The sequence below is a fragment of the Butyrivibrio sp. genome, from assembly GCF_017635265.1.
Lineage (GTDB): Bacteria > Bacillota > Clostridia > Lachnospirales > Lachnospiraceae > Butyrivibrio.
On record NZ_JAGBLU010000039.1, the window covers coordinates 1 to 21269 of the forward strand.

Annotated in this window: 20 protein-coding genes and 1 tRNA gene; 5 read left to right on the top strand and 16 right to left on the bottom strand. The window is 41.1% G+C overall.

Annotated features, from left to right (window positions below):
• Positions 1-155: 155 nt before the first annotated feature.
• From J6O61_RS05600 to J6O61_RS05630, 7 genes are all read right to left on the bottom strand, one after another.
• Positions 156-239 (bottom strand) — tRNA-Leu (locus J6O61_RS05600).
• 27 nt (positions 240-266) lie between these two features.
• The gene (locus J6O61_RS05605) at positions 267-890 is read right to left on the bottom strand and encodes an HdeD family acid-resistance protein (protein WP_292210612.1); all 624 of its coding nucleotides are present in this window, start codon (positions 888-890) and stop codon (positions 267-269) included.
• Between the two features lie 104 nt (positions 891-994).
• The gene (locus tag J6O61_RS05610) at positions 995-2239 is read right to left on the bottom strand and encodes an OmpA family protein (RefSeq protein WP_292210614.1); all 1245 of its coding nucleotides are present in this window, start codon (positions 2237-2239) and stop codon (positions 995-997) included.
• Between the two features lie 24 nt (positions 2240-2263).
• Positions 2264-3163, bottom strand: coding sequence for a hypothetical protein (locus J6O61_RS05615; RefSeq protein ID WP_292210617.1), 900 nt, complete (start codon positions 3161-3163; stop codon positions 2264-2266).
• A complete protein-coding gene (locus J6O61_RS05620) occupies positions 3153-3623 on the bottom strand; it encodes a hypothetical protein (protein ID WP_292210620.1) in 471 nt (156 codons plus the stop codon). The genes J6O61_RS05615 and J6O61_RS05620 overlap by 11 nt, the downstream gene beginning before the upstream one ends.
• Positions 3613-4275 (bottom strand): hypothetical protein, encoded by a 663-nt coding sequence (locus J6O61_RS05625; protein ID WP_292210623.1) that lies wholly within the window; start codon positions 4273-4275, stop codon positions 3613-3615. Before J6O61_RS05625 ends, J6O61_RS05620 begins: the two co-directional genes overlap by 11 nt.
• An 81-nt stretch (positions 4276-4356) precedes the next feature.
• Positions 4357-6891 (bottom strand): NB-ARC domain-containing protein, encoded by a 2535-nt coding sequence (locus tag J6O61_RS05630; protein ID WP_292210626.1) that lies wholly within the window; start codon positions 6889-6891, stop codon positions 4357-4359.
• A gap of 142 nt (positions 6892-7033) precedes the next feature.
• On the opposite strand from J6O61_RS05630, the gene tnpA reads away from it, so the two are divergent.
• The 4 genes from tnpA (at position 7034) to tnpC (ending at position 10223) form a co-directional block, all read left to right on the top strand.
• Positions 7034-7465, top strand: a complete 432-nt coding sequence (tnpA, locus tag J6O61_RS05635) for an IS66 family insertion sequence element accessory protein TnpA (protein ID WP_292210629.1) — start codon at positions 7034-7036, stop codon at positions 7463-7465.
• Positions 7458-7832, top strand: coding sequence for an IS66 family insertion sequence element accessory protein TnpB (gene tnpB / locus J6O61_RS05640; protein WP_292210632.1), 375 nt, complete (start codon positions 7458-7460; stop codon positions 7830-7832). The genes tnpA and tnpB overlap by 8 nt, the downstream gene beginning before the upstream one ends.
• Before the next feature lie 90 nt (positions 7833-7922).
• Positions 7923-8270 carry a hypothetical protein gene (locus J6O61_RS05645; protein ID WP_292210635.1) on the top strand — a complete coding sequence of 116 codons (348 nt, stop codon included), beginning with the start codon at positions 7923-7925 and terminating at the stop codon, positions 8268-8270.
• A gap of 162 nt (positions 8271-8432) precedes the next feature.
• On the top strand, positions 8433-10223 hold the full coding sequence (gene tnpC / locus J6O61_RS05650) for an IS66 family transposase (protein WP_292210638.1): 1791 nt from the start codon (positions 8433-8435) through the stop codon (positions 10221-10223).
• A gap of 118 nt (positions 10224-10341) precedes the next feature.
• On the opposite strand, the gene J6O61_RS05655 is transcribed toward tnpC, so the two are convergent.
• Positions 10342-11064, bottom strand: a complete 723-nt coding sequence (locus J6O61_RS05655; protein WP_292210640.1) for a helix-turn-helix domain-containing protein — start codon at positions 11062-11064, stop codon at positions 10342-10344.
• A 303-nt stretch (positions 11065-11367) separates the two neighbouring features.
• Here J6O61_RS05655 and J6O61_RS05660 point away from each other — a divergent pair, with 303 nt between their 5' ends.
• Positions 11368-12228, top strand: a complete 861-nt coding sequence (locus J6O61_RS05660; RefSeq protein ID WP_292210643.1) for a hypothetical protein — start codon at positions 11368-11370, stop codon at positions 12226-12228.
• On the opposite strand, the gene J6O61_RS05665 is transcribed toward J6O61_RS05660, so the two are convergent.
• The 8 genes from J6O61_RS05665 to J6O61_RS05700 form a co-directional block, all read right to left on the bottom strand.
• Complete coding sequence (locus J6O61_RS05665) at positions 12215-13138, bottom strand: hypothetical protein (protein ID WP_292210646.1); 924 nt, start codon at positions 13136-13138, stop codon at positions 12215-12217. The two genes, J6O61_RS05660 and J6O61_RS05665, sit on opposite strands and share 14 nt — an antisense overlap.
• A gap of 1 nt (position 13139) precedes the next feature.
• Positions 13140-14825, bottom strand: a complete 1686-nt coding sequence (locus J6O61_RS05670) for a protein kinase domain-containing protein (protein WP_292210649.1) — start codon at positions 14823-14825, stop codon at positions 13140-13142.
• Between the two features lie 24 nt (positions 14826-14849).
• The gene (locus J6O61_RS05675; RefSeq protein WP_292210652.1) at positions 14850-15548 is read right to left on the bottom strand and encodes a PP2C family protein-serine/threonine phosphatase; all 699 of its coding nucleotides are present in this window, start codon (positions 15546-15548) and stop codon (positions 14850-14852) included.
• A gap of 3 nt (positions 15549-15551) precedes the next feature.
• Positions 15552-17420 (bottom strand): AAA family ATPase, encoded by a 1869-nt coding sequence (locus J6O61_RS05680; RefSeq protein WP_292210657.1) that lies wholly within the window; start codon positions 17418-17420, stop codon positions 15552-15554.
• Positions 17413-18021, bottom strand: a complete 609-nt coding sequence (locus J6O61_RS05685; RefSeq protein ID WP_292210660.1) for a 4Fe-4S single cluster domain-containing protein — start codon at positions 18019-18021, stop codon at positions 17413-17415. Before J6O61_RS05685 ends, J6O61_RS05680 begins: the two co-directional genes overlap by 8 nt.
• Positions 18021-18521: an FHA domain-containing protein gene (locus J6O61_RS05690; RefSeq protein ID WP_292210663.1), complete on the bottom strand. Its 501-nt coding sequence runs from the start codon at positions 18519-18521 to the stop codon at positions 18021-18023. Before J6O61_RS05690 ends, J6O61_RS05685 begins: the two co-directional genes overlap by 1 nt.
• 83 nt (positions 18522-18604) lie before the next feature.
• Positions 18605-19576: a hypothetical protein gene (locus J6O61_RS05695; protein ID WP_292210667.1), complete on the bottom strand. Its 972-nt coding sequence runs from the start codon at positions 19574-19576 to the stop codon at positions 18605-18607.
• Positions 19577-19698: 122 nt separating this feature from the next.
• Positions 19699-20874, bottom strand: a complete 1176-nt coding sequence (locus J6O61_RS05700) for a CHAP domain-containing protein (protein WP_292210670.1) — start codon at positions 20872-20874, stop codon at positions 19699-19701.
• Positions 20875-21269: the final 395 nt, after the last annotated feature.

A 21269-nucleotide genomic window follows, 5' to 3' on the forward strand; every position in this document is an offset into this window, starting at 1 on the left:
AGGCGGATTTCCATCCGTCTATTTGTTGTGTAAATAACCATGGAAAAAGAGGATGATGGAACAATTCCAACATCCTCTTTAAAACTTTTCCCTCGTGTTACAATGCTAACTTAATGACATTGGGCTTTACGCCTGAGGCTTTTTCGTATAATCACTGCGGAAGATGGGACTTGAACCCACACGATGTAAGCATCACAAGATCCTTAGTCTTGCTCGTCTGCCAATTCCGACACTTCCGCATTCCATCGCAAATAGCTTGTTGCCAATTATCTTTCTGCACTGTCTTTGCTTACATCCACAATCTCTGCATCAACATCAATGGCTTCAGACTCCTGCTTTGCTGCCTCAAAGGCCTTTCCGTACTTGCCAAGTCTTGATGCTGTCCAGAGGTTTGAAACACCATCATAGGCAAGGAATCCACCAATAAGTCTTACTATCAGCTCATTAGCCTGTGATGCTTTGAAGATAAGTCCTGCACCAAGTCCAACTGTTGCCAGCGCAAATATCAGTGACAGCCACCAAAGGCCGTATTTATACCTCACAAGAGAAAAAGTCTGGCCCAGATTTCTGATTCCGCTAAGAAGAATGAAAGCTCCGAAGATCTTAGGTATAAAATCCGTGAATGCAACAGGGTTAAGAAAAATCCACACACCGACTGCTGCCACGATAATTCCGAAAGCAAAAGAACCGGAATCAACAAAGCCTCTTTCTTTTTTAAAGAAGTATGAAAGCACAAACACAACTCCGACAACAAAGAGTAGTGCTGCCAGAATCCTTGCCATAAGCGGAATAACTGCCGGTGCCCATGCAATGAGCACGATGCCTATTGCGATAATTACAAGTGACTGTACAACATACTCCATCTTAACTTTCTTGAAAAAATCCTTCACAGCTCTGCCTCCGGATAATATTAGATTTAGGTCATACTACCTATAGTCAAGTATACCATCAGTAGAGCACCAGGCAATAGTAATCCTTTTTTCAGATGCATCATTCAAGAAACGAATGATGCATCCTCGCTGTTAACATCTATGATCATGACCTTGCGGTTCTTGGCTGCATTCTCTTCAATCCAGTTACCGTTTCCGTCAATGTCTTCGACATGCCAGTGGTCTGTAAAGCCAAGTCCGACAGGAATCATACGTCCTTCATCTATTCCCATTTCCTTAAGCACTTCCACAACAGCTTTTGCACGTCTCTCAGAAAGGTCCTGGCAGAAAGCTTCGTCATTACGTCCACTTGCAGTGGTTCCAATAACATAAACCTGATTATCAGGGTGTTCATTGAGCAGATGTGCTACTTCTTCTATTTTCTCTCTTGCTATAACCTCATCAAGGAAAATATCCTTATCCCCAACAAACTGAACGCTGGCATTATCAAGGACAACTGTTTCGATGGGATCAGTGACATTTATCACAGGAGCCTTTGCTCTTAAGTCAGCATTCACCTCGATCTTCTCTTCCCCTACTTCTACCGTGCTGACAAGAGGCATTCCCTGATAAGCTTCAGCAGATGAGAAATCATTTGTAAATGTGACAGTATTAGCTCCACCCTTCAATAAAACTGCTTCCCAAATCTTCTTTAAGTTATCTCTCTCATCAACAGTAAGCTCCTTCTGTGGACTTGCAACATCTCCGCAGAATGACCATGTCACATCAACGCCTGAGAGATTAGGAATTGCGTTCACTTCTTCAAGTGCAGCGACAACATCCTGAGGATCTGCATAAAGCATTCCTGAAGTAAAATCCATGTATCCTGATGTTGAAAGGCCGCTGTCGAGAATCAACAGATCCTTGTCGTAGTCAGCTCCATCAAGGCCGCCAAGTCCCTGAGCTGCCTTCTGGATTGCCTTTAATGTATCAACTTCAGAAGAATCCGGTGTAGCCTGACCAATTATTTCAGTAAGCTGCTTAACATAACTCTCAGCTATTCTCTTCTGCTTCTCCGCTGAAAGATTCTTGACAGAAGATTCCGGAATCTTGGTCTGGAAATAAGGCTCAGGATCCCTGTCGCAGTTAATAAATGTTACATAAGCATGACGGTAGCTGATATATGTAAGTGCATTCTGTACTGTTTCACTGTTGAACGGAATAACTCTTCCGTTGGAGTGTGCTCCTACAACAATGGCATAACCTGCATTGTCTTTGGCCTGACTGTCTGACGCACATCCGCTTGCAAGGATAAATACCAACAATATTGATGTAATTACAAAGGCTCTTTTTACTAATCTCTTAATCATGTTCATAGCGCACCTCCCAATTTATTAGCCTGTCACTGCATGGATACTTTCTGTTCCTGCAGGATACTCATAAAGATTGGATTTTCCCTGTGGTTCTTCGAAACTGAGCTGGAAGCTCAACTTTGATATTGACTCCGGATCTCTGAGGGCCATTGCAAGGATTTCCCTCGCTCTTGCCTTCAATGCTTCGCCCTTTGCTATTACGGTGTTTTTCTCGCCTGCCAGTATTTCTTCATCAAGTGCCAGCTCGAGATTCAGTCTTGTATCCTTATCTTTCATAGATGCAATTCCTGCCTTCTTCCAGGCAATCTCATATTCAAGATCAGCTATCTGTACCTCAAGAATTTCGATCTCTCGCTCCAACTCATCGTCAGAAAGGAATGAAAGAACAAATCCACAGATTGATGTGGCTAAAGGTTCGATGGCAAGCAGAACAACAATTGCTCTGCTTCTTGCTTCTTTCCCATTATCTTCCTCAACATCCTGTGTATCATCTGATGTAAGAGTATTTGTAATGCTGGTTTCTTCCACATCACCATACATATCCTGATATGCAAATCTGAGATATACAGTAGCTCCATAGAGGATAAGGAATGCAGCAATTGCAGTCCCGGCCAAAAGCTTCGCATGCTTGTGAGTCTTATAAATGGCTCTGTGAACGAATTTACTCACAAAGATGGGAATCAGATTCAGCACAACTGAAATGCCGAATGCCATTACAATTCCCATATACCAGGACTGCATCATAGCCTTGTCAAAGACTGAGTACAGGACTAATCCGTCCATGACAGACATTACCAGCGTGAGCATGATGATAAATTTGTTTCTGGACCACCAGGAATACTTTGATTCAAGGAACTCCTTCACTCTCGCCTTTGTTGTGTTTGGAACTGCATCATTATGATATATGCTATTATTCTTCATCACTTTCACCTCCCATTACTGTTTCAAAAGCTGTTCCCTTGTGGCAAATCTTCTTATATGCCTCAAGTTTCTTCTTGAGCTTTTTCAGCTCTTCCTCAGTACTCTTCAGGTTTTCTTCGCTAAATACCCTGTCACCTTTATGCATTTCTTCCAGCGGCAGCAGGATCAGCCTTCTATGCATCGAGTGTTCCTTGTCCAGCTCTTTAATAGCTTTGTTGACTTCGCTGTCGATTCCCTGATCCATATATGCGCCGTTGTCCGAATCCATGTTTTCGGCTTTTGAGATGAATTCAACGCACATCTTGTCAAAGACCTCTGCGTAGCTATCCAATATCTTTCCACCCCTGTAATTAGCAGGTGTAATAGTCGAATTGGAAAAATATGTTGGAACAACGATAATCTCATTGTCCTTATCTCTGTCTGTTCCCGGCTTAGGTAAGCTCAATCCCTTATTCTTCATAGTTTCCACCTCCTAAAGAAATCGCATTCTCCATCTTTTTGTAAAAATCATTGCGACTATCTTCATACTGTTTTCTGCCGCCGTAATGCTTAGCTATAACCAGTGGTTCTACATTAACTTCACCTCTGCCTGAGGCTTTTAATATGCCTCTCCAATAATTGGAAACATGTACACCAAAAAGGTCTCCGGCTGCTTCAATATGATGTATGAGCATCTCGTCAACAGAACTTACAAATGACCTGATTTCTGCAAGTCTCTTTACGATCTCTGCTACCCTCTCTTCATTCTGCCTGGCCTTTTCAGCTGCCAGTCTGTTAGCTCTGGATACTTCCTCGGGATTTCCGGAAGGTGTATCAGCATGATAATTCTTTATTAAGTTCAGCTCTGTATAAAGCTTTTCTGCTTCTTCAACAGGCTTTTCCGTAGCCTTGCCGGCTACAAGATACATTGAATTAATATAGTTCTCGTAAGATTTGTATCTAGCATCAACATATGGAGTTGTCTGACCATCTCCATTGTTACAGAGCTGGTTTTCCTTGCTGTCTTTTACCCCTGCCCTCTTTTCAACAAATGCCAGTCTCTTGATAAGGATAAGTCCGGTTACTGCTTTTGCCTTTGGCTTTCTTTCGAGTATTCCGTGATAATTTTTCATAGCGCACCTCCTTGCTTGTTAATATAGATAGACGCAAGTGCGCAAAAAAAATCCAAGAAAAACAAAAAAGTTTTTCTTGGATTAAAGAATTTTATTAAATTCCCTGATTTCCGACTCAACATTCAGGATTTCTCTGGTATACACCCCCGGAAAATCCTCTTCAAGTTTCCTGTTAAGGCTAAGAGACCTGTTAAGCAGATCTTCTATCACTTGAGGATTATCGCCTATGCTTCGCAAAAACCTTGCATATGTGAGACATACTGCTGCTTCCGATCCTATATGCTGATCAGGGAATTCTTCATTTAGTTTTTGGTGTATTAGAATTGACTCCTCCAGTGCCTGCTTTACTTCGTCCGTCTTAGTCGGATCAGAAGATAATATCTTTGCCAGATAATGCAACGTCCAGGCTATTTCTATCAGATCTCCCAATTTTCTTCTGATCTCTAAAGCTATTTTAATACTCTCTATAGCAGCCTTGCGCTCTCTTACAACTTCTTCATAAGAAAGGATGTGATACTTTTTTCCGGTTTTCTTACAAGAGTAATCTATCTTGTCCGGGTCAATATCTGCATACATGCTTCCGAGATTATCCAAACTCCAGGCATAATCATGAAGCATTTTAGTATCATCAGGATGTTCCATGGCAAGTTTCTGCCTTATCTTAACCGCACAATTAAGGCAATAATCTGCTTCACTTATCCTGTCTATCTGATTGTCCGCTCTTCTACAGATGATATATCCCAGATGATCATAACTCATGGAGAGATTCTTCATATCTTCATCGGTTGGCTGTTTTGCATTTATGCTTTCCTTAGCCAGATTGAGCGATTTCCTGACCAGCTCCTCAGCCTTTTCATATCCCGCCATGGAATACGACAGCACGTATCCATAGAAATACGTACTCTTCCAAAGAAGATAATCATAATCAGCTTCTTTATCATCAGTGGTCTGAATATTCCGATAAGCCTTTTCGTAATACTCAAGTGCTATTGGTCTTATACCGATTTTCCTTGCAAAGTCAGCAACATACAAGAGGTCTTTAACAGAAAGAGCTTTTCCACCATAAGTAAGACCGTCCACAAACACAAGCTTCCTTACATTAGTTCTAAACGGATCCTCTTTGGAAAAGAGCCTGCCATCAAAAAGGAGTGATACAATGTCCTTTTTAACCGCTCTTCTTTCCTGTGCTTTCTCCAGATAATACTCAATTCCAGTATCATCACATATTATTGTCTGACGCACCAGCGGATGAACATAAAAGAATCCGCCATCGCTTTTGATCCAGCCTTCATCAACAAGTTTATTGAGCTCCCTTATTGAAAAACCCATCCACTCTTTGAGTTCTGTTTTCGATACTCTCTCAGCTTCGGGAATATTTGCAAAATCCCATAGTATAAGCCTCTCAGTGTCAGATCTGTGTCCCAGGTAAAAGAGCTTTCCCAGCTGGCTTGCAGCTGTCTCTTCTCCAAGGTTATAAAAAGGTTTTCCACTGCCCTCTTTCTTAGTCAGATCATGTTCTGTGCTTACAGGCACATCATCTACGTACTTGAAGTGTTTATGCAAAAGCCCTTTATAAAAGTCTTCCAGGTCCGGGGCTTCATACTTGCATGCCTTCGCAAGAAGCTCAATGACCATGGTGTTATAGCCTGCCAGAGCACACAGTTTTTCGACCACTTTCTCATTAACATCTCTATTCCTGGCCATTGTCATATTATAATGGTAAAAGAGCTCCAGACACTTTGTAACGTCTCTCTTGCTTCCAAGATTTTCTATTCTGCAAATATCCGAAAGCCCCTCCAGATACGGAAGACGGGTGGTTACGATAAAAGTGGCGTTTTCCCATCCTGAAAGTCCCAAAAGGTCAATGTCTTTTGTAGGGTCTTGAATAAAACTCTCACTAAATACATAATCTACGTTATCAATAACAAAGAGCTTTTTTTCTTTGCTGTTATTTATAAGCTTTCTTATGTACACCCACTTTTTATCTGTCTTATCATCAGGAATGGAGTTGAACTTTTCATCATCAATCCGCAAACTCTTGATAATGCTCTGCTTAAAGTCTATGGAATAATTTATCCATCCGTAACAATCGTATTTCGCCTTCAATTCCTCAAACAGAAGTCTTACGATACTGGTTTTTCCAACTCCACCCATTCCGGAAAGGACAACAACTTTTTTGCCCTGTTCGAGCATGGTTCGTATTTCACTTAATTCTCTTTCACGGAACAGAAGATTTTCCTTAGACAGGCCCTGGATGTTTGAGCAGGTTATATCGCCGATAAGCTCATAGTCAGCGTTTCCATACTCTCTTTTATACCTTTCTACATACTTGCGATCTATCTTAATCTTCCAGCTTCCCGGTTCAATTCCTTTATCTATGTTGTCCCGAAAATATTCATTCTTTTTCTTGATTCTGCTTATAAGGCCACGTATAGCCTGATTTACGTCTGTAGGTCCTCCGGCCTCACTAAAGCCCCATAATTCTGAAAAGATCTTTCCCTGTGTCACAACTATATTTGCATTATCAACAAGGAGCTTAAGAAGTATACCTTCCTGCCCCGTAAGCTTTGCAATTTCTTCTTCATTTTCAAGCAGTGCATGCGAATTAAAATTCACACACAAACTGTCTGTAAAGAAGAACAGTGCCTTATTTCCTTCAGAATCAACGTAAGCGGTAATACAACGGCGTCTTTTTGAAGCTCTCTCAAATTGATAGGATTCCCTTAGAGAATTCTATAGATTTGGGAGGGCTTTTGTTATGGACAAAAAAGTAATGGATCTTAGGGCAGCCAACTGGATCTCGGTCTTCGAGGCTCAGGCCAAGAGCGGCCTTAGTAAACACAACTTCTGCAAGCAGAACGGCATCCCTGAGACTGCATTCTACAAATGGCAGCGTAAGCTAAGAAGCGAGCTCATCGAGCAGCAAGAATTATCTCAGACCACCACCGATTCCAGGACAAGGGACAAAACATCCGATCACAAGACACCGACTTTCTTTGAGCTCACTCCTGCAGCCCCGTCTGCGCTGGCCACACCTGTTGAAGATGACGGCCTTGAGTACGACTATCCGCCAGAGATAAATATTCCGCCGTCTGTCAGCATCAGCTATGACAGGTTCGACATCAGACTTTCAGGCAGCATTACTCCGGCTGCACTGTCAGCAGTTCTCAAGGCGGTGAAGGATGCTTAACGAAAAAGGTATTCTCTTTTCAAAGATAGTGATTCTGGTTGGCAGGTGTGATCTCAGGAAGGGGATCGACGGGCTCTGTGCCATAATAAAAGCCTACTATGGACATGAGCCACTGGAGAAAGGAACACTGTTCCTGTTCTGCGGGACAAGGAGGGACAGGCTAAAGGGAGTCATGTGGACTGGGGACAGGTACATCCTGATCTACATACGACTTTCCGAAGGTGCATTCAAATGGCCCCGTAACGAGGCCGAGGCCCGAGAACTTTCCGGAGAGGAATTCATGAGGCTGATGGATGGTTTTGACATCGACCCGTCCATTGGGAAAAAGCATGTCCCAGAGCCTATCTCGATAAAAAGAAAGCATTAAAAAACCTAGTGGTATTTTATAAATAATTACCACTAGCCAATTGACACTAGTATAGGTATGTGGTAAACTATCACTATGGAGGACAAAAAGATGTCAATCGTAAAGCATACTGACAAACGCTCTGGCGTGACCTATGTCTACGAATCAGAATCCTACTGGGACAAAGAGAAGAAACAGCCAAGGTCCAAAAGGACTCTCATCGGCAAGATCGATGATTCCACAGGCGAGATCATCCCCACAGGAAAGAGCGGGAAGAAGAAAGCAGACAAAGTCGCTGCGGAGCCAGTAAGTGCCCCCGAAGCCATCACAGACCATGTGAAGCTGCTTGCCGAAAAGGACGAGCTGATCAGCCAGCTGAAGGCCGAGAACAGACGCCTTTTAAAGGAGAAGCAGGAAATACTTGATTCACTTGAAATACTGATGAAGAAATGGTCTTGATGCAAGGGGGAAGATGTAAAAATGAGGGCAGATACCGAAAAGTTCTATGATTCAATAAAGGATCTGGGACGGGATACTCTGCTCTCTTTTTGCGTTGACCTCTATGAAGAAAAACATGATCTCCAGGTAAGTCTGAAGGAAAAAGATCGGATATCCACGGAAATGGCGATCCAGTTTCAAAAAGTACTTCATGAGCGCGATGAATCGCGGGCAGAGCTTTCGGAATGCCATAAGATAATAAAGAAACTCTCAGAACAGAACGACTTAAAGACCAGGACCATCTTTGGCAGGGCCACTGAAAAGATGCTGGACATGCTCGATGAAGCAGTCAATCCTGCAGAAGAGTTCGAGGATGAGAGCCAAACTGAGGATAATGGTACATCTCAGGAAGACAGCAGCAAAGTCACAAACTTTGAAGATTATCTGAGGCGTAAGGAAAGGGAAGCCCAGGCTGAAGAAGCTAAAAATAACAACAGTGGAAAAGTCAAAGGTGATAAAGGCTCCAAAAAGAGCCGGAACATGAGGCTTAAGAAATCCATAGACGGACTGCCTTCATGTACAGAGTACGACATGGATGTCGAGCTGCTCAATGCGTTGTACGGCGAATACAACTGGCGCATTGCCAACTGGCATGAACACTGCGTCATAGAAAAAGTTGAGTGTCCCATCTATGTAAGAAAGATCTATACACCGGTCATATCCTACGGTCTGGAGCATCTGCTTGAAACTGTCCCCTATCAGAACCTTCTCCTTGACAGGAGTTACCTGTCGTCTTCTTTTGTTGCAGATTTTTTCTACAGAAAATATGCGCTCAGCCTTCCAATGAACAGGCAGGCTGCAGACTACCAGATGCAGGGGCTTGATGTATCAAAACAGGACCTTATCGTCTGGACAAACAAGATTGCGCCAAAGGTGATGTGGCCTGTATGGAATTACCTGCAAAAAGAGCAGCAGACATACGGCTATGAGAACATCGACGAGAGCCCGATCCAGGTAAACCGGGATGGCAGGGCTCCGGGAAGCAAGAGCTATATGTGGGTTCATGTATCAGGTGCTCTTCTTGACCGTCCGCCTATAATCCTTTTCTGTTATGAGCCAACAAGAGGAACTGACCATCTGCGCATCATGCTTGCTGAATTCAAGGGGTATATCACCTGTGATGCATATATCTCGTATCAGGTAGTTGAGCAGGAAAGCGACGGGAGTATCACAACAACTGGCTGCATGATGCACTGCAGACGGTACTTTGCGATCGCTCTATTTATAAATGACCTCAAGTCCATGACCGAGGAGCAGATCATGGATCTTCCTGAGACAAAGGTCCTTATCCTCATCAGGGAGATATACCGCGAAGAGAACCAGTTAAAAGACATGCCTGCTGATGACAGGCTTAAAGCCAGAGAGCAGTTTGTGGCTCCAAAGGTGAATGCTCTCTTTGCATATATCCATGAACTTCTGGACTCAGGGGAAGTATTCTCTGACAAGCTCCAGAAGGCAATAAGCTATGCGATCAACCAGGAGGAGTGCCTTCGCAGGTTCCTTACAGACGGCAACATCCCGATCGATAACGGCAGCGCGGAACGCGCTATAAGAAGTTTTTCTGTAGGGCGCTCCAACTGGCTTTTTGTCGACACCATAAAGGGAGCGGAAGTCACAGCCCTCATGTACAGCATTGTTGAGACAGCCAAGGCCAACAGTGTAAATGTCTATCTATATCTAAAGTACCTTTTTGAGGAAGTCCCCAAGCATCTTAATGCAGATGGTTCCTTGAAGGACGAGGACTTCCTTCCTGACATGATGCCCTGGTCAGATGCCTACCACAGATATGAGGCAGGCAGCCTAGAGAACAGGGCTCAGATGTATAGGAGCATGTTCCCTGTGCCCGAAGCACCCAAGGCGCCACGGAAGAAACAGGCATCCCCGCCCAAAGATACCTGGCAAAACTCAGCATAAACAAGACACTCATATGGCACCTTACCCTGGGGACTTATGTCTGCAGGGATAAAAGTGTCTGACTATCAAAACTGCCGAAACTCTCGAAAGTTTTGGCAGTTTTGATTTATACAGTAACTCATGAAATACGTTCTCTTAAAATCAAAATCAGCATGGCTATTATCAGACTATAGAAAATTCCCATGAACGGTAATGCAAGATTAGGTCCAAAATATCCGGAATTATTGTAGTCCGATATCCAATTGATCAAATGCACCATAGTAGCAAAAGCACCAGAGCTTAGTACTGCCTTAATTGCAAATGTAGCTGACTTTATTGCATCCTGCACTTCGTTTTCATTTTGTTCTCCAACTATATTTACTTTTAGCAGCTTCATAAAGCCTTCAAGTCTCCTTGTGAGAACGAGCATAATCAATGGTAGAATGATAACGATTGTCAGTGCTACAGCGTTCATGTATGAATGCGATGACATGAACTCCGGGAATACCTTTTTTACGATCCATATGCAACATACGAACAAAAAAACACAGATCATTGCTCGTATAATAGAAAATTTCCTGTAGGTAGATCTTTGTTCGTCTATTAACATTTCTATGTTTTCCTCCGCTTTTTCGTTATATTCGTCAGAAGAAAGCCTTTCACCAGACAACAGTTCATTTATCGTTATATTCAGAACGCTACAGAGCTCTTTTAAGAGTTGATTATCAGGAAGAGACCTTCCGCATTCCCATTTTGAGACAGCTTTATCTGTGATATGTAACATTTCAGCCAGCTGCTTTTGCGTTAAATCTTTTTCTTTTCGTAGTGTTGCAATAAACTGACCTATTTTTTTCTGATCCATGCTATCCTCCGTGTATACTAGTTATTCTAGTTGCTGCAGCAAGCAACTTTATTATCACTTTTGGATGCTGGATGGTCAACCTACTGTTGGTATACCAGCGGTAGAGTCACAAAAACCCTCATAAATTCAATAGGTTCTCTTTAAAATACTACTGAATTTATGAAGGTTTATCTATACGCTTTTATATTACCGCTTACGAATCAACAACTTTTTTCATATTTCTCCTGGATCGTTCAAAATTTCTACGGCAATTCTACAACCGTTTTCTATTATGACTCCATCAAACAAACGGAGGCAAATAACATGAAGACAAAATTTGATGAGTCATATCTGCCAAGCATTTTAGATCATTTCGCCAGCTGTGGTCTGACTTCCACTGCCTTATTAAAGGAAGATCAGGCTGAATACTCAACCTGGTGGAAAGTAGCTAATGCGCTAGCGCAAAACAGAGCCGGCGTTATCAATCGTTTTACTGTTTACTATGACCTAAGCACTCTGACAGGTAACAGCTGCGAGGATCTCATTTCCGAGATAACCATGCATATAGCCCGCTCGTACAATATGATCATTCGTGTCTGCCTTAATAACTCCGAATCTGCCGAAAACGAACGCGTCAAAATTCTTTGCAAATACATTAATAAGCTCACCCTAAGCAGGCTTATGGATATCTATAAAAAAGTAAGCCATGAGGAAAAATCAAATGATCCCAATGAGCATGGCAAAACAAAGAGAGTGCCTAATTTTCCTAACCTTTGCCATCTTGATGCCACAACAGATGACTCAGATGTAAGCGAGGCAGACAAAGGAGTTTATCTTGGCGGTGCTTATAGCAAAGCCAATGCTGAAGAACACTGCATCAATGTAGATTTACTCCTTAGTGCTCTAAAAAAGCTGGACAATCCCCTGGAACTGTATTGCCTTCTCTCCAAGGGATGTGACTACAGCCCACAGGATCTTTGCAGATTAGAGCACTCATATAGCCGTAAGGAGATATTTGAGCATATCATCAAACTGCTCAGCACAGACATCGGTTCACAGGAACTGCTCGAATCTTTCTATGATATTTATGATGAGAGGGCCTTTGAATATCAAGGAACCATGTCTACTGAAAGACTCATCACCAAATATAGGAATATAGCAAGGAACAGAATTACTGTCCGCTAGAACCTGTCGAGACCATTATCAAAAGCACTACGATAACCAAAACCGCAATCCCTGCTATCAACGAAAGATCCATCTTTTCCTTTGGCTCTGTACTAATTTCCTCTGTCTCATGAAAGACACTGCCTCCACTTATTCGTAGTGGTTTTGGTGTCTCAAACGATACACCTGATGACAAACCGCCTATGGCATCACCAATCGCTGATGGCAGACAATCATAGTTACCACTTCGGAGGTTAGATTGGAGGGAATTTATCTCCTGCGTTAATCTGTCTATTTCACCCCGAATGGAATTGGCACGATCATGCAGAGCGTTCACATTTTGTATGTATTTCTCACAGATGGAACGGTCATCGTTCAATGCTTCAAACAGATGAATCAGCCTTATGTAACGTCGGGAAGTCTCAATTTTCCTATTGTTGTCATCATATTCCCGCTGCTTACTGTTTAATTCAGAATCTTTTTCGTTAATGAATCTCTGAAGTCTTTCTCTCTTCTCAGCCTGAATACTATCCAGTCTGATTCTATTATTAGTACTGTCTTTTTCACCTTCTTTTCGCCCCCATGAATATCCGACAGCACCGAAGATTGCATGGAGAATGAACCATCCAAAATCAAAGCCAATAGAGCCAGCCACGCCTTCATTTTGTGCAAATCCGATGAACATGATCATAAAATAGGCTACCAATATCATCACTGTATATTTTATGTTTTCATGACTATCAGATCCATCTTCATAAACTCCGACTGAATTATCATAGCCCAGCCTAAATCCCATAAAGATACTGAAGCCAACAATGACAGCGAACATTAGCAAGGCAAACTTTATGGCCGCAGAAAAAACAAATAGCACTGCGCATACGATAGACACACCGATTGTCATTATGTTTTTATCTTGTGATGAACTATTCATATTAGTATTTGTCCCTCCATGATCTCAATACGCTTTCTTTTTGCATAACTGATAACCAGGCCTCAAACGCAGGCGTTACATCATCATGTGTATCCAAAAGCTTATCACAAGTTAAAGTAAATTTTCCGGTATCTCCTTTTCCAATCTCATCCATATGATTAAGAAATACTGAGATACTATCATATAGTTTTCCGCCAAACATAAATGTCTTTTCTTCGGATAACAGATATGCCAAAGTCCATTCGATTAGCAGGTGTTCCTGATAATCGGACTGCTTGCTGATATATTGCTCTTCAAGATCACTGATCCACTCATAGCGGATGTCTTCTTCATTCTCTTTTATGCGATCCCAATAATACGATAAGCATCTCTGTTTTAATAAGCTGCCGGAGTATGAAACAGCATTGCTCTCATTCTTTCTGAGCTCTGATAACAAATCCTTTCCAAATGACTGAAGTGAATCGTGTTTTCTTCCCTTCCATATAAACTCTTTTAACGTGGGATCCAACCTATATAGTGTTTTGAAGAAGCATCCATCTTCGTCTATCTCCCTTTTGGCAACTGCTTCCTCAGCATCCATGCATATGCCTGCAAGTGTAGTATCCAAGTAATTTCCGGATTTAAAGTGATTTGCCAAAAGGCCTCTGAACAGTTCCTTTTTTCCGGCTTCCCAGTTAAGAGCTAAAGCCTCTGTCAGGCTTTTTATATCCAGATACTCTTTATCAAGGAACCAATATGAGAACTTATTCCGGTTTCTGGCTGAAGTACTTCCGGGAATTATTTGTTCCTTTCTTTCGCACCATGCTTTTACTTCCTCATACATCCATCTTCTATCAGGATTATCCTTTTTATTACTGTTCTCATCATACGGATATGTCACTGCAATTATTAGGTTTTTCAGATCTTCCGGCATTGATGGAGGAAAAGTTAACTTTCTCTGAGAAGCATATCTTCTTCTCTCACCTTCAGACGGTGATAGCAACGGATTATATCCGGTAAATAATTCAAATATTGTAATTCCAAGTGAATAATAATCTCCTTCTTTAGAAGCATATCCTGCCATAGTTTCAAGATCTGAATACGATGCAGTAAACCCTGACCTGGTTTCTATAAAAGATTTTTCAGTCGTATTTACCGAGCTGATGCCAAAGTCGATTATTGCCACATCAATTTCATTATCACAAAGCATGATATTTGATGGTTTTAAATCTTTGTGATAAATATCATTGTCATGAAGTACCTTAAGGCTTTCATTTATTCCGGGGATAATACTCTGTCTTAATTCAATATATGAAAACTTTCTTCCCTGCAGACTTCCGTTTTTATAATATGGCATAATAGTCACCGGGAATCCGTCCCATTCTGTGATGTCACATACTCTGGCAACCCTGTCTGATTTTATGCTCAGCAATTTATTGACTACTTCATCTTTTACAGCATCTTTTCTTCTATAAATTTTCGCAACAAACTTTTTTCCGTCATATTCGCACAGATACAAATCTGCTTCACCTGATTGAACTCTCATTTTCTCAAGTACAACATATTTGCCGCAAAATACAGTTCCAGGACCAATTGATATACTCCCTGATATCTCCGGATTTATAATTGTTTCATTGGAGATTGAAGAATTCACAAGAGTCTTATCTCCTGTAATATCAATATTTAAAAGAGTTATATTTCCGTCCATTGTTATCCCCCCATAACAGTAAAATCATTGCTGCATCATAATGATTGACATATCATCTTTTGAGCCGTTCTTTCTTGCCTCATCACATATATCTCTCATCACTGCCAAATCATCAGCATCAGAGTCAAGCAGTTCTTCAAGTCTGTCCACATCAAGGTGGTCATGAATCCCATCACTTGTCAGAATGCACTTCTGAGGAAGATCATCAGATGAAATCAGCGATATCTCCAATGGTAATAAAAGATTCTCATCCGCTCCACCAAAACATCCATAGATCATGTTTGACGCAATCTGATTTGACGTGTGATCATGCGTGAGCTGTTTGAGATATTTACCCTGTACCACATAAAGCCTTGTGTTTCCAACATGTACCACAAAGTAGCCCTGCTCGTTTTTGAAAATAGCAGTAAGAGTAGTTGCCATTCTCTCTTCACCGGGAAGCTCAGCTGCATAGTTAATAAGATTGCGATTCGCTTTTTCCAGATTTGCTTTTACTTCTTTCACATCGCTCTTTAATGACACTTCGGAAATCAGCTTGGATATATAACGACTAGCTTTCTTTCCTCCGGGGTTACCTCCTACTCCATCTGCAACACCCATCACCCCCGGAAAGTCCCCGTCATATACAAATGAGTCATCACTTTTGATAGTATCCCCAATGAAGATGGTATCTTCACACTGATCTTTAATTGACCCTTTCACACTCAATGCAGTTATTCTCATATATTATTCCTCTTCGCTTAAGCACTCTAAAGAATACGGCATACTGTCTGCGTTTATCTTTGTCACTACAATCTTGGAATTATCTTTAATGTCCTTGTCAAACAAGTATCTGGACAATGGATTGATAAACGCACATTCAACTATATTTCCAATTCCTCTACCACCGTTTTCGAGGTTACCGGCAGCCAATTCCTTAAGCGTCTTTTTTGCCTCAGGCAAAACTGTAACATCGATATTTCTTGATGCCTTAAGACCATTCTCAATTTTTTCAATCTGGGCATTCAGTATTTCTTCTGCTACAGTATCCCTGATAAAATCGAAAACAACTATATTCTCGCCTATCCTGTTAAGAATCTCCGGCCTTCCCAGGTAAAGCTTAAAGTAATCCTCTATCCCCTTTCTTACGTTCTTTTGTACTTCCTCATAATTCATCGAAGGGAATACTTTTTGCACTCTCTCTTTATAGTCATTTATCTCATAAATACCAAGGTTGCTGGTGAAAATGATAATGCATTCCGAAAAATATACCGTATTGCCCTGGCCATCGGTCATTCTGCCATCTTCCAGAATCTGCAAAAACTTATCAAGGATTGATGGATCAGCCTTTTCTATCTCATCGAACAGCAGTATAGAAAACGGGTTCTTCTTAACTGCATTAGTCAGCTGTCCTCCTGCCTCGTAGCCCACATATCCGGGAGGCGCACCAAGAAGTTTCTGGTCACTTTGTGGCTGTCCATATTCACTCATATCAAATCTGATACAGTTTTTTTCATCACCAAAGAGTATTTCTGCCAGTGTCTTTGCTGTTTCAGTCTTTCCTGTTCCGGTTGGTCCCGCAAAGAAAAGTACACCTTTAGGGCGTGATTCCGAAGATGATTGCAGTCCTGACATTCCTGTAACGGCTCTTTTAATCACATCCATAGTCTTGGTGATGGCAACATCCTGTCCCTTGACTCTCTTTTTGAATTGCTCATAGGCTTTCTTTATCTTTTCATGATCCAAAGATTTCCAGGGATTGTCTTTTACTCCAAACTTGTAAAGATCGGTCACATCACACATATGTGCTATATCCAGTCCCTGATTTTTTGTTAATTCCTTTAATTCATTAAGCTCAATAAAGGTAAAACCTTCTGTCAATCCCACAAACTTATCCTGTACTTTTTCAAGTTCTGCAGGATTATCCTTATAAAGTTCAATACTCTCCCGATATACTTCTTCATTAAAGAAATCAGCAAAATTATCGCCTTTTACAAACTGTTCACGCTCCTCTTTCGAGGGAGTTCGAAGCACTATGCTTTTTACACTTGGATTATCGATATAAAACCATGTCGGAAGATCATTGATCTTATTGACAATGATAACCATAAGATTATTAAGCAAGACCCTCTGTTCATTGAGTGCAGCTGATGCTTCAAGGCTTGCCTGCGTCAGAATAGTGAAACTGTCTATTTCTTTCTGTTCCATATTTTCAGGTGATGAAATATATCTGGAAGCAAACTCCATAACGACCACAGTAGGCTGCTTTGTCTGAGTAATGGCTTCCTTTATACGTTTCGACGCGGTATTGTCATGATTTGAAAATTCAGCTTTTATTACACCTTCACACGGTGTAGCGCCTGTCAGAAGAGCAAAGCGATCAACATTTGTATTATCAAAATCATTGTAAAAACCACGAATTGCATCATAAAAGACGATATTGGTATATCCTCTGCTACTGAAATAGTCATTCAAGTACTGCGAAAGTCCTACAGGAATTCCTCCATCCTCGGGATATTGGAACACGTCAAAAACATTACCCTCCATGATAATAACAGGCTTAACCTTATCAAATATCTCCAATTCGCGATGCCACTTTGAAACATAATCACTCATCTTTCAAAAGCCCCTTTCCAATAAGTACTCTGTTTAGGTCACTTTCATATCCCGGCTTGTGAATTCCAACGGATATAGCCGAGTTTAAAGTAAAAAAGTTCTGAATCTGATTTCCGCTATGATTTATGTATTGCGAATAACTGCTATTGAACTTTTCTTTGAGGATTATTATATTTTGATTCTGAGATCCCCTGAGCGGTTCTTCATGATTTTCTTTTTCTATATACTTTCCATCGATCAGAACCGAAATCTCCGATAATACTTCCGGGCACTTTTCTCGTACCTGGTCTATGGTATATCCGGTATAGCAAAGGATGTCATCTGAAATGGTACGCAATTTTTTCAAAAGAGTCACCAGTTCTCTGTGCTGTTCGATCGGATCTCCACCTGTTAGTGTAAATCCATCAACCTTATGTGTATCTGAAACTGATTCTATCAGCTGCATTACATCATTTAATGTTGTCGAATATTTCTCTGAAAAGTCCCATAACTCAGGATTACTGCATCCCTGACAGTGATGTTTACAACCCGCAAACCATATTCCTATTCTTAACCCCGGGCCAAGAACCTTTACGGGGTAAAGGATTCTCGCTATATACATTAGTCACACGCTTTCACTATAAAATATGCAGCCTTACTTTGTCTGTTACCACCAACAACTTTTCCGCCTATACCTATCTCATCGCCTACATGCACTTCATATTGTTTTTCTACCGGTATTTCCTCATTATTAACATAAACATGATTCGTACTATGCAGGTCTCTGATAAAAAGCTGATCTTCTGTCTTTATTAATTCTGCGTGAATTCTCCCAACATATCTCTTTCCGGCAAAATACTCCTTCATGCCCTCTTCACGTCCGATTTTCGTATTACCCTCAGGAGGAATAAAGCGATAATCCCCGTCTATCGACTCGAGGGAAAAACCATTGATTGCTTTTTCTTCTGAAGCACTACTTGCTTTTACTACTGTAAAAGTAGATATATCTTCTCCACAGGAATCACACTTTCTTGCATTGGGTGGATTATGCTTACCACATATGCAAATCCTCACATGTTTTTCCTCTAAAATTTCATCTTCGTGTATTTTCTCCTTCGACATATGCGTGTTTCCACAAGCACAACATGTGACATTAGCAGGATTCTTAGCTTTACATATAGGACATATACGATACTTAGGCATAATCAGACTCCTTTTCTCATACGTTTTTGAGATAATACAGTACGCTTTCTTTTCTTAGTTTCATACATATCCGTCGTATCTTTCATACTATACTCAGATACATTTATCACTTGAGCGAACTCTGCCGTCGCAGGCATATGATGTACCAGTTTTGAGCACACTCCCTTGTTTAAAAGAATTCTTTCCAGCTCAGTATACTTCGAACAGAATACCTCCATATCTTCTACCAAGCATTCAGCTTCCCGATAGGTAGGAAGTCTGTCTACGGCATCTGCTGCTCCAAGTTCCATTGTTATTTTTTCATTATCAGAAAACGAAACATTCACAACTGTGCCATCCCCAACCTTATACAACTCATTTTTAAACACTCTGCCATCTGCTCTGGTAAAAGACCTGTCTCCTATCACATTGTATCCCAGCTCTTTCATTGCATCGTTTATACTGTCATGGATATATGCTTTTTCTCTTTCCGCTAAAGCCTGCTCATCTACAAAATCTTTTGCATTTTTTTCAGCTGCAGCCCTGGCTGCACTTCTTGCCCTTTCAAACACACTTGCAATATTGTTGCCTCTGATCTTCCTGCCACATTTTTCATTATGTTTATTTATTCTTTCTTCAAGTTCCCTGGCATTTCCAAATGTATCTGACAACTCAGATTCTTTGAGTCCTAACGCATCGTTACTGTCACTTTCCCAGAAAGTAAAACTTTGTATATATGAGGTGATCCTACGAAGTTCGGCTTTACATGAGTCAAACTCAGATTTATCAAATTGATTGTTATCGATGATGGTCTCCAACTCATTAAGTTCCTGCTCAAGATACTTCACCATTTCTTTGCATCTGGAAAGCTCATCACCTATCAGCTTGAGAAGCTCCGTATGCCTACGCTTTTCTGCTTCCATTATAAGCTGTTGTGCCAGCCTCTCTCTTGCCTCTCTAGTCAATGTGTACTCTGAGGTTTTAGGACCACTCATACCGTTTCATCCCCCTTTTTATCCGCATTTGATGGCCATTTACATTTATAATCTCACAACAGAAACTGCTATGCAATGGCCATCAAACGCTGTTTAGTTATTTATCGCATCAATTCAGATATTCATCTTGTCCAAAATGAATTCAGGTCAGAGTAATACCTATTTCCATCAACCTCTGCATAGAATTTGTAATAATATAAAGACCCTGCATTCAGCGTTCCAAAGTCGCTTGATGTATACCACATATCAAAGGACTTACGAAGATTACTGGGTTCAGAATATGACCAGATCAGATTACCGTCTGAGTTGTATAGTTCAACACCAACAGAAGGAACTAATTCTCCATTTGGATTATTTACCCTACCTATAATCTTTGCCCCTGTAGATGAAATATTTTCTGCCCTCAGATTTGACAGATATACTCCGGAAGTCTTTGTTGCCTGCTCTGTAAAAAAAGCATAAGTATCGGAGTATACCTTTTTGCCATTTGCTTCTGCCCAGAATCTATAGCTGTAAAGTGTTCCCGGATTCAACTTCCTAAAATCTGACTTCAGGTTGTACCACATGTCAAAGTTTCTGCTAAGGCCTGAGTTCTCAGAGTATGTCCAAACAGTATTGCCGTTCTCATATAAAGCCACACCAACCCTTGATATACGGGTATTTGTGTTCACCCTGCCGATGATTTTTGCATCACAATCCGTAACACCTTCTACACGAAGATCTGTGAAATACACATTATATGTCTGGCCACTTTGCTGCGATCCGTTGCTACCATCCAAGTATACATACCCCATAAATGAACCATTACCCTCAATTGTTGCTTTAGATACAGTCCTGATCACACAATATGAGTTATTGGGATAGTCTTTGTTTCCACCCTCTGAGATTGTAATATTGTCGCCGTCTACCATCTCTACTATGCTCACATGAGAGTTGAAGCACGCGAGAGCTTTACCTGTAGGTGTTTGCTTTCCTGTCGTAAATCCATATGATGATGCATTTCTGAACCAGGCAGATCCGGTTCTTATTGAAGATCCTTTCCCTGTCAACTGATAGAGACGTGCACTTGCAAACCATGCGCAGCCCTGATCTGTATATGCAAACTGCCCATAGCTTCTATTTGCATAATCTGTATAGGGTGATGCGTTAATGTCAATGTATATTCCGTTGTGACCATTGTTTGCAATCTCATTTGCTGCATTTACTCTTGTCCCGGGTATCACGACAGAAATAATCATTATTACTGTTGCAATCAGCCATCCTAACGCCAGAGCTTTTTTCTTTCCTACACTTAACATAACTTGTTTCCTCCTTTTTGATAAAAGCCAAAGGTATTATTGGTTACATTAATGTAGAATGCTTTTCCTGAGAAAATGTTCCAAAATAGGGGTATTCAAAGTTTTTGAGGGTCAATCATTTTGAGGGTCTAGTTTGAGGGTCTGTCGTGAGGGGCTACTTTGAGGGTCTGGTTTGAGGGTCTGGTTTGAGGGTCTCTTGTGAGAATAAACAAAACCAGGGTTAATCAGTTATTGAAACTGACTAATCCTGGTCTTTTTAATGTAGGGATCATTCCCTGCACTTCCTCCTTCTCTTATGATGTTTCTTGGACTAAATATCAAAGGAGCTTCCTGTATGATGTAAATGTACAAGATATAGTGGTTCCACAAGAAAGAGGGTGAAAATATAGATACCT

Coding starts and splice junctions, on each gene's coding strand:
- tnpB (WP_292210632.1), top strand. CDS start 7,458: ATGCTTAACGAAAAAGGTATTCTCTTTTCAAAGATAGTGATTCTGGTT.
- J6O61_RS05665 (WP_292210646.1), bottom strand. CDS start 13,138: ATGAATAGTTCATCACAAGATAAAAACATAATGACAATCGGTGTGTCT.
- tnpC (WP_292210638.1), top strand. CDS start 8,433: ATGGCGATCCAGTTTCAAAAAGTACTTCATGAGCGCGATGAATCGCGG.
- J6O61_RS05680 (WP_292210657.1), bottom strand. CDS start 17,420: ATGAGTGATTATGTTTCAAAGTGGCATCGCGAATTGGAGATATTTGAT.
- tnpA (WP_292210629.1), top strand. CDS start 7,034: ATGGACAAAAAAGTAATGGATCTTAGGGCAGCCAACTGGATCTCGGTC.
- J6O61_RS05620 (WP_292210620.1), bottom strand. CDS start 3,623: ATGAAGAATAAGGGATTGAGCTTACCTAAGCCGGGAACAGACAGAGAT.
- J6O61_RS05700 (WP_292210670.1), bottom strand. CDS start 20,874: ATGTTAAGTGTAGGAAAGAAAAAAGCTCTGGCGTTAGGATGGCTGATT.
- J6O61_RS05615 (WP_292210617.1), bottom strand. CDS start 3,163: ATGAAGAATAATAGCATATATCATAATGATGCAGTTCCAAACACAACA.
- J6O61_RS05610 (WP_292210614.1), bottom strand. CDS start 2,239: ATGATTAAGAGATTAGTAAAAAGAGCCTTTGTAATTACATCAATATTG.
- J6O61_RS05660 (WP_292210643.1), top strand. CDS start 11,368: ATGAAGACAAAATTTGATGAGTCATATCTGCCAAGCATTTTAGATCAT.
- J6O61_RS05695 (WP_292210667.1), bottom strand. CDS start 19,576: ATGAGTGGTCCTAAAACCTCAGAGTACACATTGACTAGAGAGGCAAGA.
- J6O61_RS05670 (WP_292210649.1), bottom strand. CDS start 14,825: ATGGACGGAAATATAACTCTTTTAAATATTGATATTACAGGAGATAAG.
- J6O61_RS05625 (WP_292210623.1), bottom strand. CDS start 4,275: ATGAAAAATTATCACGGAATACTCGAAAGAAAGCCAAAGGCAAAAGCA.
- J6O61_RS05690 (WP_292210663.1), bottom strand. CDS start 18,521: ATGTCGAAGGAGAAAATACACGAAGATGAAATTTTAGAGGAAAAACAT.
- J6O61_RS05675 (WP_292210652.1), bottom strand. CDS start 15,548: ATGAGAATAACTGCATTGAGTGTGAAAGGGTCAATTAAAGATCAGTGT.
- J6O61_RS05655 (WP_292210640.1), bottom strand. CDS start 11,064: ATGGATCAGAAAAAAATAGGTCAGTTTATTGCAACACTACGAAAAGAA.
- J6O61_RS05685 (WP_292210660.1), bottom strand. CDS start 18,021: ATGTATATAGCGAGAATCCTTTACCCCGTAAAGGTTCTTGGCCCGGGG.
- J6O61_RS05645 (WP_292210635.1), top strand. CDS start 7,923: ATGTCAATCGTAAAGCATACTGACAAACGCTCTGGCGTGACCTATGTC.